The 16,442-nt window shown below is 40.1% G+C and carries 16 protein-coding genes; 10 read left to right on the top strand and 6 right to left on the bottom strand.

All coding sequences use genetic code 11. The features are described from left to right. Positions 1-223 precede the first annotated feature (223 nt). Positions 224-1,333 carry a polysaccharide lyase family 7 protein gene (locus AAC000_RS17165; RefSeq protein WP_339724369.1) on the top strand — a complete coding sequence of 370 codons (1,110 nt, stop codon included), beginning with the start codon at positions 224-226 and terminating at the stop codon, positions 1,331-1,333. A 219-nt stretch (positions 1,334-1,552) separates the two neighbouring features. After that, positions 1,553-2,302, top strand: coding sequence for a transporter substrate-binding domain-containing protein (locus tag AAC000_RS17160; RefSeq protein WP_339724368.1), 750 nt, complete (start codon positions 1,553-1,555; stop codon positions 2,300-2,302). 104 nt (positions 2,303-2,406) lie between these two features. Here AAC000_RS17160 and AAC000_RS17155 read toward each other — a convergent pair whose 3' ends face one another. Then, on the bottom strand, positions 2,407-3,591 hold the full coding sequence (locus tag AAC000_RS17155) for a hypothetical protein (RefSeq protein WP_339724367.1): 1,185 nt from the start codon (positions 3,589-3,591) through the stop codon (positions 2,407-2,409). A 623-nt stretch (positions 3,592-4,214) separates the two neighbouring features. Here AAC000_RS17155 and AAC000_RS17150 point away from each other — a divergent pair. Together AAC000_RS17150 and AAC000_RS17145 are read left to right on the top strand one after the other, a co-directional pair. Then, on the top strand, positions 4,215-7,673 hold the full coding sequence (locus AAC000_RS17150) for a M36 family metallopeptidase (protein WP_339724366.1): 3,459 nt from the start codon (positions 4,215-4,217) through the stop codon (positions 7,671-7,673). A 246-nt stretch (positions 7,674-7,919) separates the two neighbouring features. Next, positions 7,920-8,708: a Rossmann-like fold-containing protein gene (locus AAC000_RS17145; protein ID WP_339724364.1), complete on the top strand. Its 789-nt coding sequence runs from the start codon at positions 7,920-7,922 to the stop codon at positions 8,706-8,708. Positions 8,709-8,789: 81 nt separating this feature from the next. On the opposite strand, the gene AAC000_RS17140 is transcribed toward AAC000_RS17145, so the two are convergent. Further along, positions 8,790-9,533 (bottom strand): class II aldolase/adducin family protein, encoded by a 744-nt coding sequence (locus AAC000_RS17140; RefSeq protein ID WP_339724362.1) that lies wholly within the window; start codon positions 9,531-9,533, stop codon positions 8,790-8,792. A 147-nt stretch (positions 9,534-9,680) separates the two neighbouring features. On the opposite strand from AAC000_RS17140, the gene AAC000_RS17135 reads away from it, so the two are divergent. Next, a complete protein-coding gene (locus tag AAC000_RS17135; RefSeq protein WP_303475648.1) occupies positions 9,681-9,932 on the top strand; it encodes a hypothetical protein in 252 nt (83 codons plus the stop codon). A gap of 154 nt (positions 9,933-10,086) precedes the next feature. Here AAC000_RS17135 and AAC000_RS17130 read toward each other — a convergent pair whose 3' ends face one another. Continuing rightward, positions 10,087-10,491 (bottom strand): BLUF domain-containing protein, encoded by a 405-nt coding sequence (locus tag AAC000_RS17130; RefSeq protein ID WP_339724359.1) that lies wholly within the window; start codon positions 10,489-10,491, stop codon positions 10,087-10,089. A 334-nt stretch (positions 10,492-10,825) separates the two neighbouring features. On the opposite strand from AAC000_RS17130, the gene AAC000_RS17125 reads away from it, so the two are divergent. Next, positions 10,826-10,984, top strand: a complete 159-nt coding sequence (locus AAC000_RS17125) for a hypothetical protein (RefSeq protein WP_339724358.1) — start codon at positions 10,826-10,828, stop codon at positions 10,982-10,984. Between the two features lie 151 nt (positions 10,985-11,135). After that, positions 11,136-11,639 (top strand): regulatory protein RecX, encoded by a 504-nt coding sequence (locus AAC000_RS17120; RefSeq protein ID WP_339724356.1) that lies wholly within the window; start codon positions 11,136-11,138, stop codon positions 11,637-11,639. A gap of 190 nt (positions 11,640-11,829) precedes the next feature. Here AAC000_RS17120 and AAC000_RS17115 read toward each other — a convergent pair whose 3' ends face one another. The 3 genes from AAC000_RS17115 to AAC000_RS17105 all read right to left on the bottom strand — a co-directional run bounded on the left by AAC000_RS17115 (position 11,830) and on the right by AAC000_RS17105 (position 14,399). Beyond that, positions 11,830-13,311, bottom strand: coding sequence for a sulfatase (locus AAC000_RS17115; protein ID WP_339724354.1), 1,482 nt, complete (start codon positions 13,309-13,311; stop codon positions 11,830-11,832). A gap of 383 nt (positions 13,312-13,694) precedes the next feature. Further along, a complete protein-coding gene (locus AAC000_RS17110; RefSeq protein ID WP_339724352.1) occupies positions 13,695-14,147 on the bottom strand; it encodes a transposase in 453 nt (150 codons plus the stop codon). An 18-nt stretch (positions 14,148-14,165) separates the two neighbouring features. Next, positions 14,166-14,399, bottom strand: a complete 234-nt coding sequence (locus AAC000_RS17105) for a transposase (RefSeq protein WP_339724350.1) — start codon at positions 14,397-14,399, stop codon at positions 14,166-14,168. A 47-nt stretch (positions 14,400-14,446) separates the two neighbouring features. Here AAC000_RS17105 and AAC000_RS17100 point away from each other — a divergent pair, with 47 nt between their 5' ends. The 3 genes from AAC000_RS17100 to AAC000_RS17090 all read left to right on the top strand — a co-directional run bounded on the left by AAC000_RS17100 (position 14,447) and on the right by AAC000_RS17090 (position 16,164). Further along, entirely contained in the window at positions 14,447-14,593 is a 147-nt protein-coding gene (locus tag AAC000_RS17100) for a hypothetical protein (protein ID WP_339724348.1), read from the top strand. Between the two features lie 172 nt (positions 14,594-14,765). After that, on the top strand, positions 14,766-15,014 hold the full coding sequence (locus AAC000_RS17095) for a DUF2960 family protein (protein WP_339724347.1): 249 nt from the start codon (positions 14,766-14,768) through the stop codon (positions 15,012-15,014). 370 nt (positions 15,015-15,384) lie between these two features. Further along, a complete protein-coding gene (locus AAC000_RS17090) occupies positions 15,385-16,164 on the top strand; it encodes a hypothetical protein (protein ID WP_339724345.1) in 780 nt (259 codons plus the stop codon). The last annotated feature ends 278 nt before the right edge of the window (positions 16,165-16,442 follow it).

Raw genomic sequence — 16,442 nt, 5'->3', positions numbered from 1 at the left:
TCTAAAATTCAGTCCTAGTTTCAAATACCCCCACCACTTTTTTATAAAAATGTACCGTTCTCTTGTGTTTGCTGTTAACAGCAATGTATTTTTAAACGCACTATTGTTATGCACCACAATTCTGCATGCTCTATAAGTGATTAGCATTACTAATTAGACTGAAAATTTACTACAATCTCCATTACTAAAATTTCCATTCTGTATATGTAGAGATAGCAAAATAATGAACCAAGTAAGTCGCAAACCGTTTATTTTATCCCGTGCCATTTACCCTTTATCACTTTCACTTTTAGTTGCTTGCTCGACAATTGGCACTCGCACGACTTCCATAAACAAAGAGATGATGCCTGCCACTCAATTTGATTTATCTCATTGGAAGATCACAGTACCACTAGATTTAGATAATGACGGTAAAATTGACGAGGTGAGCGTAGAAGATATTCAAAACTATGCTCATCCTGATTTTTTCTATCTAGATGAAAACGGCGGTATGGTATTTGTGGCACCTAACAAAGCCATTACCACAGCTAACTCATCGAACACGCGCAGTGAATTACGTCAAATGATCCGGGGCGCCAACAAAAAAATTAAAACCAATTATGCAGGAAACAACTTTGCTTTAGCCGCCCACCCACTGTCTATAAGGTATGGTGCGATTGGAGGCAAAATGCAGGCAACCTTAAAAGTGGATCATGTTGCACTTCGAGCCAAACAACCTGATACCCCTGCCGCCTATTCAGTAGTAGTCGGGCAAATTCATGCAACTAAAGATAAAGAGTTGATAGCCAAGAATCTTGGATTTGGCTGGGGAAATGAGCCCATCAAAATATATTACAAAAAATGGCCAAATCATGAAAAAGGCTCTGTATTTTGGAATTATGAACGTAACTTGCCCAAAGATGATCCTAATCGTACTGACATTACCCATCCGGTATGGGGAAATACCTGGGATAACGCCGCAGAGCCAGGTGATAGCGGCATAGCCTTAGGTGAAGAATTTAGTTACACCATTAATGTGCACAAAAATACTATGTACCTTACTTTCAGTGCTGAAGGTAAAGACGATGTGAAGTATTCAATTAATCTAGCAACTAATGTAGATGCCTATGGCAACGTTGATAAACATGATCACCGCCTTGGTTATACCGCCGACTCCCATTATTTTAAAGCCGGAGCCTATAATCAGTGCAGTACCAAAGAAGAGTCTGGTACAACTTGGTACGCGGGTTGTTTAGGTACAGGGGATTGGAAAACTGACAAGAAAAATGGCGATTACACTCAAGTCACCTTTAGTCAATTGACATTAAGTCCTGCAGAAGCGCCAACGCAATAATGCCAAAAACACAGTTGAGTCAATAATAGCGTTGCGAATATTAGTTGAAATGACACCCGTTTGCTTTAATCGTTTATTGCGTAGGGTGTCTTGTTAATTGCTAATAAGGTTAACTCAGGTAGAATTGTCGGTTAGTTGTTCACTGCCATTAATTTTGGAAATATAAAGTGACCAATCATTCAGTTTTTTGAATCGTTTTTAAAGGTGAAACACAACGTTTTGACTCGTACCATTTTATATTTTATCTGCTTTTTTACTTTTTTTGCCAATAGTGCCCCCGCAAATAGTGCAACATTAAATGTATACATAGCTGAATACCCTCCTTTTCAAATTTTAGATGAAAAAAATGGCCACACTGGGTTTGCTGTTGAATTGTTTAAGGAAATTGTCAAGCTCACAGAAATTCAGGTGGAATATATAGCCGTTCCTTGGGTAAGAGCAAAACGCATAGTGGCTGAGCAACCCAATAGTGTGTTATTTACCATGGCAAAAACCCCTGAAAGAGAAAAATTGTATACCTGGGTGGACACCACTTATTTAGTTAATGAAGGAGTGTTTGCCCTTAATGATAGAAAAGATATCACTATTAATTCCCTAGAAGATGTCTATAACTACTCAATCGCCTTGCCTCGGGGTGATGTATCCGTAACAACCTTGAATATTTTTCCCGACCATACTGAAGGCGCTTTTATAGTCGAACATCAAGAACAGTGCATCAAGATGCTTAATTTAAGCCGAGTAGATTTAAATTATAACAATGACGTTGGATTTTTTGTCGCTGCTAAAATGCTTGGGTTCAGTCCAGACAAATTTAAACAAGTGTTTATAACCAGACAAACCGAATTAGGCATAGTCGCAAACAAAAACATCAACCCTGAAAGTCTCAGAAAAATTCGCCAAGCAATGGTAACCCTTAAAGAAAATGGTGTTTATGCAAGGCTTCAACACACATGGTTTGGTGATAATTAAAGCAACTGAAGCCTCATCAGTTTTACTTAAAATATTGTGGTAAGTTGATTACTTTGTTGTTTAACACTCAGTACCTTGCCATATTCAAGTTAACTACCCACTTGTTAAAAATTGGCTAAATGTGAAGCAAACGCTTGGTTTTTTAAGTCCTGACTCCACATTTCCACAGTTGTAAAAGCCACAATGGGCTGTGCTTGACCGGCATGAACAGTGACGCCTTGCAACCAATCGAAGGTATCCTGAAACGCTGCCTGAGCGTCACTTTCATGCCAATCTGTTTGCTCGCCGTAATCGAGATTTAGGGTGCTGTCAGAAAAACGGAAAGGTTCGCCGCTAAAACTTGCCACTGTCTGGCAAATGGCAAAAGTTTCAGAGGCAATGGTTTGAATAAGTGGCCAAATGGTTGCGGTTTCTCGGCCGTTTAATGATAAGCGTTCGGCACACCACCATGCCGCAACTCCGACTTTGTCATACGATGCCACTTCTGCCCACACTGCCTCCCATAAGTGGGTTTGGTCAAATATGGCATGTGCTTCAAACACAATTGGAGTAGCAGCAAAATGTTCCACATAAGCATTCATAATGGAAAGATAGGCGGCACTTAAGGTGTCTGGTGTATACCCAACAGAGGTAAATGTTTGTTGGTCGATACGACAATGTCCTTCCAAACCATTAGTGGAACACGCGCCTGTAAAATACACGTAGGCCAAAGCCGGATGCTGATCAAAACGTTGCCCCAATTCAGTAATCAAGGCGACTTTTGCTTCAAGGTACTGCTGATCCCAAGGTAAACACATTGAGGCCGGCGCACCTCGAAACTCGAACTCAAAAAGCGTACACCCATCTTTAATTGATTGAGGAAGGTTGTTGCCATCAGATACAGCTAATCCCACCAGCAACCCCAACGATGCAGCACTGTCTAGATTAAGTTGAATAGTATTAAAAAGACACGCCAAGTCTTCACCGCATAAATTCCAATCAACTTTCACTAACACCCCGACTTGCCCAGCAGAACGCGGGGTACTTGCCACAATATCGGTTTCAGGCAAGCGAATGGCCGCAGCACTTTCATAAATACCAGAAGGAAAAGGTTTCACATCTGTTGGTTCAGGAGTGGGATTTTCTGGAGATGAATCGGGGGGCTGAACAACACCCACATTGTTAGACTCTGTGGCATCAGAATCAATGGAGCCACCACAACCCGAGAATAACAACAAAAGCACCAAAGCCGCTAAAACGCATACCTTTAGTGAAAAAAGCAAATCAGTATTGACATGGGTATAAGGCATAATTTCAATATCCTTTCTGAATAATGCTTGGCTTATAAACAGTCTACATCAAAAACAAAGGTAAGTGCCTGTGACTAAGCGCTTCATTTTTAAAGGTGATTGGAAAGGGATGAATTGGTTGTTACCAAAGACTTATCTAAACACCTATTGTAATAAAACCCGCTACCTCAAACATTGATACTAAGGCCGTCCATGTCACTCTCATGTAACGACCTCATTCTGCATGGGCGCGATCTGCCTATGCTTTCAACGAACCTTAATTCCCCCCTATTTGGCGATTATTTCCTCTTTGAATAACTTGCTCAGCAGCACCTGTGGCTGACATTCTTAATATCCTAACCTTAAAAAAATTCCAAAAAAATGAAACCTCCTCAACAACTTAGTTTAGTGAAAGTGGCTCTGCCCCTCTTTATGTTTCTAGGGGTAAGCCCCTATTTTCCTACTGCCCTTAACTTGCAACACTGATGTCACTCAATAGGAAAGCCTAATTATATTTTACTTAAGCAATGGGCCCCTAATTGAACAAATAATTTTCTTACCAATATGTGTTCTTGAACCGAAAGACAATTGATATTGCTGTCTCATTTTTAGTTCTTGGATGCGAATAATAAAAGGTCATTAAAATGAAAAGTACTTTGATATCCAGTGCCATTGCACTCGCACTTGCTTCACCTTTGTTGGTTCTACCTAACCAAATTCAAGCAGCCAGTAGCCAAACAACTGCTGCTACTGCCTTGGCCGACAAAATATTAAACTTTGATGTTGCCGCTGTGCCAACTCTTAATCAATTGCAAAGTGCTGCTTTAAGCAATCTAAAAGCGTTAAATGCCGAACAAACTCAAGCCATAAGCCAGTTTAAAGCCTCTCATCCCAATGCACAGATTTCAGTGAATGAAATGACAGGTACCATAGATGCCATGATTGGTATGGCCGTTCAGGTATCGGGTGATTCGGATGAAAATATCGCCCGTAATTTTATCGCCGATCATCAAGATATTTTTGCCGGACTAAGCAATGATCAATTGCAATACAATCCAAATCGTTCCAAAGCCGCCCTTGGTGGACAACTTGTGCGTTTCGATCAGATTATCAATGGCATTAAAGTCGATGGTAATGGTTTGGGCGTGATTATTGATGCCGACAACCGCGTGCGCGGCGTGATGGGGCCTTATCAGAAGACTTTTACTGAGTCTAGTTATGCAGGTATATCAGCTGATGACGCCGTTTTTTCCGCCACCCAAGACTTAGTACAATTTCAAAAAAACATCCCAGCGTCAGCTTTAGCAGTTTTGACACCGGCATATGCAACCATTGCCGCTGAATTGGGCGTATTTACCACCCCTATGCCAGAATTACGTTTTGTACAAAACGCTGATGGCCATAGCTTAGTTTGGCAGTTTTATTATTATTCAACCAATCCCTTTGGTGTGTTTAAGTATATGGTTGATGCACAAACTGGCGAAGTACTTTATCGTGAAGATCAGGTGCGCACCGCAGAAGAATCTGAGCCAACAGATCAATACGCTGACTATTTCCCTACTTTCCCACCTATTACCCCAGAACTACAAAACAACTGCGAAATTGTGGATACAGATGGCGGCGTAACTGGCACACCAGAGGGTTTATTGCGGATAAAATTAAGAAAATTTGATGACACAAACCGCGTCACAGGTGTTGAAGGAATACTAACGGGTCAACATGCCCATATCCAAAATGCCTTACCTACTAAACTACCATTCGCTCAAGCTGGGTTAGGTACTTATTATTTTGATGAAGACTTCGCACCTATTTATGGTCGACCAGATGAGAAAGATCACACCGCCGAGCCAGCAGAACATTTTGATGGTATTAGTCAGTTTATTTATATTACGACCTTAATGGAATACCTTGATCACATGCACAAAGACGGAGATGCAGTACATGCCCGAGGTTTTGGTGATGGTAGCTTCCCTGATCAATACCCTAACGAGTCCACTCCATTAGTAGGAATAGTGCATATTCCGAATGTGTTAGATGCGCCTACAGATACCAGCGATCCTGAATTTTTAAACAAACTACTCGACTTAGATAACGCTTTTGCAATTCCTCTTTCACAAGATGTCAATGGCCAGGAAGTGGTGGTTAACCCGACGTTTTATGGTCATGGCTATCTGTTCAACGATTTGGCGGTAGATTTTTCTGTGCCTATACATGAAGGCACCCACGCCACTATTACCCCAATTGCTGGCTTTGAAGGTAGCCCTGAAGGTGGTGCCCTTAACGAAGGTCAAGCCGATTTATGGGCTTACACCATAGGTGAAACACCGGATCTGGGAACTTACCCAGTGAATGCCTGTAAGTTAAGACAAGTATTGCGTGAAGCCAATATCGATCCTGATTCTTATGAATATATTCGCAGTGGTCAAAGTCAACTGCGCTATTCACAATTAGGCACAAGAGATAATGCCTTTGAGGAACACAGAGACGGTGAGATCTATGCGGGGGCAATGTGGGATCTACGGGAATTAATGGTCACTATGTATCCGGCCAACTCTTTTACCCGTCCTGATCCAGTGACAGGGGAAGCAACACAGCTTGCCAGTTTAGGCAAAGAAACCTGGGAGCGCATTTTCCTCGGCTCTATGTATGTCTTAGGGGTAAGTGCACCTGATACCTTTGTAAAGGCACGTGATGCGGTATTGGTTGCCGACGCTATGTTATACCCGGCGAACTCCATAGGTGCCGATTCTTTGGGTCAGCACCATGCACTGATTGAACGTGTATTTGCGGCCCGTGAACTAGGCAAAAATGCCCAAGCACCAATAGGTGGCGTGCAAATGATTTCGACAGCGGTGAGTGACTTTACCGCCTCGCAAGATGCACCTGCGACGCCACAAAAAATTGTTGCCGATATTGTTAATCAAAACAGTATTAATGTGAGCTGGGAAGCAGTAGACGATGTGATTGGTTACCAAGTACTAAAACGCAAAGGCGGCAGCCCTGCACGTTTATTTGCTGGGGTACCTGGCCGTGAATATGTTGAAGGAGATCTCAGTTCCAATGGTTATACCCATGTGGAATTTGTGACTGAGCCTAGCTACTTAGATAAAGGGCAAGGGTTTGGACGTGGTGCAGGTCAAGGCATTGATGCCTTTGACTACCAATATGTGGTGCGTGCTATTTCTACCAATGCCTCTGGTCAAGTGGGTTTTTCTAATTTATCTGGTACAGCCAAAACTAAACTCAAAAGCAAAAATGTGACTAAGCAAGTGCAAGCTAAGATCAGCAATGTCTCCTTTAACATCGGCGAATTTGCCTTTGATAATACCTTAACCAACAACGGCTCATTGGAATTATTTGGTCCAATCAATTTTGATATTGTGTCCATCAGCAGCCCTAACGTGACAGTAAACAATGCCGATAATGATGGCAGTGGTCAACGTGGCAATAAAGCTAGATTTGTTTACGATGAGGTTTTAGCACCGGGCATGGATTCAAGCGCCCGTTACTTGAGTTTTACTAATCCTCTGGCCGAAATGTTTACCTTTAAAGCTAAAGTGTACGCAAAAATAGAAGGTCAAACTCGAGCAGCCAATGGTAGCCAAGTGTCAAATGATAGCTCTGCAGCCGCCGAGCGAGAAGTAACTTACCATGCTATATCTGAACATAAAGGTTTAGTGGCCATAGGCACAACTGATATCGAAGTGCTGGAAGGGGTAGATTATGTTGACGTTAACTTTACCGCCTTGAGTAGTGCTAAAAGTGCAGTAGCGACCTTAACCGCAGATGTTGACGTGGGTGGCGCTTATCCGGATCTTGATTTCTCTATGCTAGATCAAGACGGCAACGTACTGGCTACTTCAGGTAATTTAGGCGCGTCGGAGCAGATCGGCAGCACTGTAGTGGCAGGTGAGGACTACATATTAAGGGTGAAGGGGTATGCCAATGGTCCTACTCAATTTACTGTAGTACTTGACCAGTTGGTAACTGATGCATCTGAAGCCAGTGTCAATACTAGTGAAAGCGATATGCCTGAAGACAGCGAAATTGAACTTGTTGAGTTTGTAGTCAATCCAGTGAATGGCACTGTGATCACACTTTAATCATTTCAAAAATTAAAAATAGCCCACTAAGAAATTAGCTGGGCTATTTTTTATCATCAACACCCACCAAAGCTATTACTCCCCTCTAAATAACCTACTCTTCATAGGCTAATATTCCAACTTGGTACTTTTTAGTCTTCAAGGCCTATCATCAAGGGAACTACCATTGATAAAGCGTTATAGTTCCCATGTAATCAAGCCGTTGATTTTGCTACACTTTGGAAAAATCAGCTGCATTTGTGCTTCATGTACTTACCCAAAAACTGCCGTGTTATAACAATTGGCGATGGCGATTTAAGTTTCTCGCGAGCCTTATTAGCACATGTTCCTCCAAACAATCTTATCGCAACGACTTACGATAGTGAGAATGTGCTAAGAGACAAATACACGCGAAATGCACTGGATGATTTGTTAAATGCAGGGGTAATAGTTGAACATAGTGTGGATATAAAGGATATTGCTAGTGTAAAGCGCCTTCCACAACACTTTGCCGACATAGTGATTTTTAATCACCCCTTGGTACCAAGCCAAGATCGCGCTGTTTTACCTCAAAAAGAGCGTAATAAACGCGCTAATCTCGCCAATCGTGATTTACTTTATTACTTTCTAAAACACAGCTTTGCCGCGTTATTAATCCCAGAGGGGCTGCGCCTTTGTTATATCACTAGCAAGTCAGTAAAGCCCTACAGTGATTGGCATATTGAAACAAGTTTAACCTTTAACACGCCTTACCAATTCCTTGGTAATCAAGCCTTTAATTTATCCTTATTTAAACACTACATGGTGCGAAAAGTAGACAGAGATAAGTACCTAAAACATCAAGAAAGTGAGGTGTATGTATATTCGGATAAAAATTCACACCCGATTAATAGCTGTCTCACAACATTTAGTTTTAGTGAAGATAAATGCTGCCCGCTTTGTCGAATAGGTCCATTTACGGATGCCGATGATTACAAAAATCATCTCAACACCCGCCTTCATAAAACACAGCAACACTATCATGATATGTGGTCAGCTCATTGCAATCTAAACTAACATTGCAGTCTTAACTAGACTCATATGGACGCTCTACTTTCGTCAAGGCAATATTCATCTTGCTCTTACACTAGAGGGGGTTTAATTTTTATAAGAAGGATCAATACGATCCAATTTTCTTAGCCAAGCTTGCCACACTATATGACGTTCATGCTCTACTTTCTTAAACTGGGAACTAACATATTGAGCTAATTCATTAGAAATAGTCGACATTTTTGATAGGCTTCCCATTTGCGAAGCAGCCAACTGAATTTCACAGGCGCGATTAAGGTAATACATAATTTGAAATGCATCTGCGACACTTTCACCTACCGTTAATAAACCATGGCTGCGCAGGACTAACCCTATATTATTGCCTAATGAATGTTGAATACGTTTACGCTCTTCAAGGTTCCATGCAACACCTTCATAGTCATGATAACCAAGACGATCATAGAACTCTGTACTGATCTGATTTAACATCAATAAACCATCATCACAAGCCGCTAAAGCCATACCTGCAAGTGTATGGGTATGCATTACACAATGGGCATCATCACGAGCCATATGCACAGCACTATGAATAGTAAAACCAGCGAGATTATAATCTGCGTCACCTTCTAAAATCTTACCTTGTGAATCAACAACAACTAAATCACTGGCACAGATTTCATCAAACATTAGTCCAAAAGGATTGATTAAAAAGCGGGGAATTCCGTCTCCAGGTAAACGAACTGAAAAATGAGTATACAAAGTATCTTCCCAACCTAGCATCGCAGCTAGTCGGTATGCTGCCGCTAAATCACGACGTAAAATTGCTTCTTGTTGTAAATTATCACTGCTCATTGTTTAACTCTCATAAATTCTATCCAGTAAATTAATAATGTTGTGGAATATACTTAAAATGAAGCATAAGTCATTTGATTAATCATCATTAGGTCAATCAAATGTTATAATCATGGCCGCATAATTATCGACTGGGCGGGAAAATAAATGGCGAAGCCTAATAAAAAAGCCCCAGAGTCATCCGTAGACATCTTCTGCAGCCAGTGTAAAACCCAGTTATTTAAATACCGCAAGGGCGGCAAAGGATCGCTACTTAAATGTTTTAAGCAACGCATCACAAAAGATTTCACTTTATCGCCCTGCACTTGCCCAAAGTGCAATAGCATCTTCGCCAGAGATACTTTAATCAGAGGCACTCCCGCATTTAAAATGATCGGTGGTAAAGTGTTTAGTAAATAATGACTATTCTACAGTAGCAAGGCGAGTTAGTGTGGCTGTGTTGCTAATGGTTCCTAAGGGGTCAAATTAACAGGTTAAAGAGACATTTTAAATACTGCTAACGCAGTCTTAATGTGCCAGACGCTATGAAAAGTGAGCGAATTACTCCCATGAATTACCCTAGCCCTTGCAACAACCCACGCAACCCCTTCCCATGACTTAGATTGAACACTTGGGTTTTACCGTATTGTATCAACACAGATTTAATATCATCGGAAAGGTAATTAGTCCAGTTGCAAACAAAGCCCATGCTCCAATTGGGGTAATCTCGCTTTTCTATTATTTCCGAAATAATAACACGCAAATTTTGATGACGAGGATCACGCCTGATTGACTCTAATAGAGTATAAACCTGCTCTTCTGAACCTTCTAAGACCTGAAAAAAATTCTGACCATTGACCACAAGAAAACCAGTTATATCTTGCTCGTAATTATTTTTTGTCGATACGGCAAGAATATCGTCGAAATCTTGTTGATTTAGTTCTCGAGCAAAATCACTGACATAGATTAAATGAATCATAAATCGTCCGTTTTGATCTGATATAGTTTCAATCTACTAATTGGCTACTTAGTACAAAAAAACACCTAGGTAGTATTAGTTAAAATGACTCGTTATTAAAAAGCCCTATTTAAAATATAATACTAAAAAAGACAAAGAATTCAAATAGATGTAAAGCTAGAATCAAAGTCCTAAGTGGCAAAATCAAAAGTCTAGCGTCTCAACTTTCGCAGACTTATAGTAATCTCCCAACAACACTCAAACCACTTTAGAAGTAGGGTTTTAATTCCCAATGACTCAAATGTCGAATCTATCATTAAGTTTGTGGAGGCAAACATATGTAGGGTCTGATCAGGTGAAAAATATACGACATTTGATTTTTGATAAGTTAAACGACTTGGACTTTCTACTAGGCACTGAGCCTGATGGTTTAACTCTTATGGATAACCTATTCGTAAACTGCCCATCACCTAGTACTGATACCTTATTTGTGGCAAGGTCGCAGATAGCTTGATAATTACATTTATGCAACTCAACCGTTTTTAACAAAACTGCCCCCTTGATTTCTGGGTGAAGACAAAAAAACAACGCTCAACAGCAAATGAAACTCGCTATAGAGACCAATTTTAAAAAGTAGAAAATAGATAAATTTATAGAGCTGAAACATGTTTAAAAAAGCACAAGATGCAAAACCTAAAGAGATAACATACGAGCGAGTAAAAGGTTATTTCTTGTGGCTAATTGGCAAATATGGCGATTACACATCAAAAACCTTGCTGCAAAAGGCAAACCTATTATTCAAAGAAAACACCTCTTTTAATGAGGATGCCCTTAACCATCTTATCGAACGAGGAATTGTTGATGATCTTCGGTATGCACAACGCTTGACTCTCAGTTATTCAGAAAAAAATATTGGCCCCAACAAAATAAAACAAAAGCTGTACACCAAAGGCTTCACATCCCAAATAATCAATGAATGTTTAGAATCAATAAATAACACTGAAGATGACTATTTAGATAAAGCACTCACACTCAAAATTAAAAAATTCGGTGAACTTCCAATTGAAGATGAAAAAATCAAACAAAAAGCATTGAGACATTTGATTGGGCAAGGGTTCTCATATTCAGTTGCCAATAAAGCGATTAATCACTCAGTTAAAGAGGAGTAACACAGCTTAGTGTTTACCAAAATACCTGCTGTGAAGTAACAGATCTGCCATACAAATTCACACTGACAATGTCGGTCATCATCCCTACGCCCCGACAAAAAAACACGATAAAATTGTCTAACCTATTGTTTATATAGAACTTAATTATCGAGGTTGTTTTGTTCATTCTATTTACCTACAAATCAGGCAATTAAAGCCCCTGAGCTTCAGCGTTACCTTCTATAGTAGTAATTCTCTTTTTTGCGGATAATTTTCTTTTTTCTAACAACCTTTTTAATCGTAACTTGCTGGTGGCTAGTTCTCTATTATTATTTAAATTATTGTGCTCATTTGGGTCAGTTTCATGGTGATACATTTCTATTCCCGCATGACCTTCTGACCATTCCGTATATCTATAATTTTTAGTTCGAATACTATATCCCATTTGCTCTAGTGACTGTAACTCAGATCTGGTCCACCAAGCTGTACTCATTGCCATTGAAAATGCGCTAGTTCTTATTACGGCGTTAGGGTTGTCTATAATTGGTATTAGACTTTTTCCTGACAGGTATGGCGGTGTGTTAATATCAGCTATTTCGGCAATTGTTGGATAGATATCAACAAACTCAACCAGTGAATCAGTCTTTGTGCCACGTACTTTCTGATTTGGTAAAGATAATATTAATGGCGAACGTACAGAGTTTTCAAACAAATCACCTTTTTGCCACAATCCATGATCTCCTAAATGGAACCCATGGTCTGATAAGAAAACAACAATGGTATTTCTTTTTAAATTTAAGCTTTCAAGTTCATCGAGTAGCAATCCAACTTGATGGTCAATAAAGCTAATACTAGCGTAATAGGCTTGAATCACTTCTTTTTTTTGTTTTAGTGTCATATTAGCTTGCATAGGGCGATCAGCTAGCGCAGCCTCCGGTATATCCTCTCTATCGTTTGCAGGGACAAAGGGGGGATTGATGGAATCTAGAGGGTATAAATCGAAATATTTACTAGGCGCGATTAATGGCACGTGAGGTCTGAAATACCCTACAGCAAGAAATAGCGGTTTTCCTGTTTTTTCAGGATTTTTCTGCCTCAGGATATTTATTGCCTCTGATGTTACTTTTTCGTCAGTATGTTGCTTGTCACTACTTTCAAGATTTAACCAGGTTAAGGTACCGCCTATATCGCCAGTGAAATTAGGTCTAATAGTGTCTACTTTTTTTTCTACTTCCTTGTCTATTCCTATTGGATTAATAACCTTGTCCCAAGATTCAGAATCATCTTGGCCGTTAGTTCCGATTTGTGAAGGTACGTTATAATGAAATATCTTGCCGACTCTCGCACTATAATAACCTTCATTTTTAAACAACTGAGGTAAGGTTACAGCTTTCGGAATATTATCTCGAAAATCACTTCCTATGCCTATTACCCCAGTTTGTTCGGGATATAATCCAGTAAGCAAACTGGCTCGACTGGGAGCACAAACAGGGTATTGTACATACGCTGAGTTAAATTGAATTCCATCCTTAGCCAGCTTGTCTATATTGGGTGACTTTACTATTTCATTGCCATAAGACCCTAGTTCGGTATTAAGGTCATCGACCATTATAAACAGCACGTTTGGCCTATTATCAGCAGCATTTGAATCACTAAATATAAACAATAATATGATAGTTAAAAGTTTATACATATATAACCTCGATTATGTTTTCGTTTTAAACGGTAAACATTTACTTAAGTAATAATTACAAAATTTAAATTTTAACAATTAATGAACAAGCTACAGATATCTTGTGTCTTATACAAGAGTGGACTTAGATGATTATCAAAATTATTTTCTCAGTTTGATAAAAGCATATTGTGGTTTCACGATCGCTGGTATCTTTTTGATCTTTAATGGGTCTTCGATGCTCGATTTAACTTTAACCGCACCACAGCATTGCTCACAGGTTTCTATTTCTATCTCAAAAACCCGTTTAAATCATTGTGCCGAGGTCATCGACTGGTACTTTTGAGAATAAAGGGGTCAGAGTTACTTTGAGAATAAAGGGGTCAGAGTTACTTTAATACTTTTTAATCATTTCTCTTCTTACGCCACCCTACTGGCCTGCCCCGTTTGCCTTCAACAACTCGCCTCCCAGTAAGGCTTTCAATATCCGCAAAAAAATCATCGTTGCCTATAGCTAATCCCTTATTGGTGGCTTGACGGATATCTTCCAACAACTTACCTTCGATTTGCTCTGTAAACAGCCCTCGATATACCAACTGACGCTCCTTTGGGTTTCTACCAAGACGGGTATAAATAGAATGAGGTGTTAGCAAGTCACTCTTCTTTCCAAGTGCATTACATTGGTAACTTGACCAAAAATAATCGGCGGGCTCATTAACCATCGATGCCCTCACAGGATTCATTTCTATATAACGATAAACTTGCATAAGGTAGGTTTCTTCTTGCACCAAACAGGATTTAAAGCGCCCTTCCCATAGCGTACCTGTTCGTTTGTAACTACGATTAAAATACATCACATACATTCGCCCAAGAGATTACATCATCTGCGAAATACCATTAGCGCTACTTGGCGTACATAAAAGATGAACATGATTAGTCATCAGCACCCATGCATGAACACTGACTTTATATTTCTTAGAGTACGTTTTGAGCCAACCAATATAAGCTTGCATATCCTCTTCACAAGCAAATGTCGCCTGACGATTATTCCCTCTCTGTATTATGTGTTCGGGCACTCCCGCACTAGAAACTCGCAGCCTTCTCGCCATGAAACCAACCTCTTTTAATTAATAAATAAAAGTATAGTTCACTTAAATTGACTCTGACCCCTTTTACTCCCATGACCCCTTTTACTCCCAGCACGGCCGCACAAACTTTTGTTTCTGGCCGTATCACTCAGATTGATGGCTTTTGGGCAGCTCACAAAAGCAGCGCGGCGCTAATGGAAGTGATTGAAACCTGAGACTTGTGGCATGTGGTTTGGGGAGCTCGTGCGTCGGAAAAAATGAAAATTTGTTGATGTTGATGTACTTGGACATTGAACTCGGGATATATGTCTTGATAAAACGCTGCTATTGGAGTTTATAATGGCGGCCAAATAGTTTTCGCAATTGATGCACCCACGTGAGTAGAAGATGGCCCATAAAGTACGTTATAAGTTTAATGGTGTGGCAAAGGAAATAAGTTTTTCTTACAGCCGCTATCAAAATATGCACGAGGCAGTGGCCGATGCTGAAGGACTAGACCTTACCCAGTTTTTGCAAACTGAACAGCAAGTTGCCTCAATCAGTAAAGACAAAGCTACCGTAAGAAATTTTAGAGATACCGAATTTGTAAAAATGGGTTTTACAGAATTATACTTCTTAAAAAATGGCCAAGAATGATGGTCGTTTTGGGTCATGCACTCAATAGTATCGTGAGCATTAGCGGTGCTGCAGTTAAGGTTATAGTGAGCATCAACAAATCGACAGGAAAGCCGATTGGCTGGCCTAAGCCTTAGACACAAGGATCAGCCTAATGCACATCCATTGCTGATTCAGCAATTAGCAGGACAGTCCTGTTAATTTTGCAAGTCACCAATATCAGCGGCTCTGACCACGCAGTTCCCCAACCCCGCAGTTCCCCAAAAGATTCGCTTCAAAGCTAGCCTGTGAACAATACAATATAGGCACTTAAATCAGCAAAATCGATGCCTGTTAGATCTTTTAAAAGAAGCGAACTATCCTTTTTTTATTCTCGCAAAAGGACGCGATCATGATCATAGAAAGTCAAAGGGAACATAGTTCAGCCCTCTTCAAAGCAGAGGAGGATACTTGGAATATCCTGAATTTTGTTGAAATAGGGGAGATAGAGCTCGAGGCTACTTCAAGTCATTTTGAACTGGAGAACAATAACTCTTTTTCTCGCATCGCTGCATTGCACGCAGTAGCTGATAACATTAACTATGAGTTAGCAAAATACATATCATCAAAGACGAACACCGACATAATACTGCAATCATATTTAGTCCATTCAGGCTCTATAAAATGGATCTCGAAGGTGTTTGGCAAGCCTCGTATTAACGACGAGGCGAACATAAGCGATACAAATCCTACTTCACTACAACCGCAGCCGAATTTTCTGGTGAATACCGCTGCTATTATGGGCATCTTATCAAGCTCGTGGGTGATTGGTCCTGATGTAATCGACTGGGTAAATGATAGACTTCAGGAGGAAACTCGGATAACTCAATGCATACCCAAATTCAAAACTGCTACCTATGTTACACCTATTGATGGACAGGGAATAATGGCGCTTATCAGTAAAGATTGTAACACCCCTTATCAAATAGCTTACTCACTTTACAACTACAACAAAGAGCACTTTATTGACAGCAATATTAATATGGTAAGGGCTGGTGCACAGTTAAAAATACCTCCAAGCGAGGAAATTTCAAAAGTATCGGAAGAGGATGCCCGTTTCTTTGTTAAATTTTCTGCTTACAATCAAGCCCTAAAAATTAAAGATCTTATTAGGAAAAACCCGGACGACTAATGCTTAAGGAAATACTTAAGGAAATATCGGGGTCAGAACAACGTTAAACGAATTCCTTTAACGCCAGCCCGGTTTTCTGCCGTTAGGTAAGACATATAATCTTCTACCTGTTAGTGATACCACTTCATTTTTAAATCTTTCATAGGAATAAAGGGGTCGGAATAAAGGGGTCAAGGAATAAAGGAATAAAGGGGTCAAGGAATAAAGGGGTCAGAGTTACTTCAGAATAAAGGGGTCAGAGTTACTTTAATACTTTTTAATCATTTCTCTTCTTACGC

Origin of the sequence: uncultured Paraglaciecola sp., from assembly GCF_963977085.1 — a bacterium.
Classification (GTDB): Bacteria; Pseudomonadota; Gammaproteobacteria; order Enterobacterales; family Alteromonadaceae; genus Paraglaciecola.
Note: the sequence above shows the minus strand (reverse complement) of the source record. Positions and strands in the feature narration are given on the sequence as shown.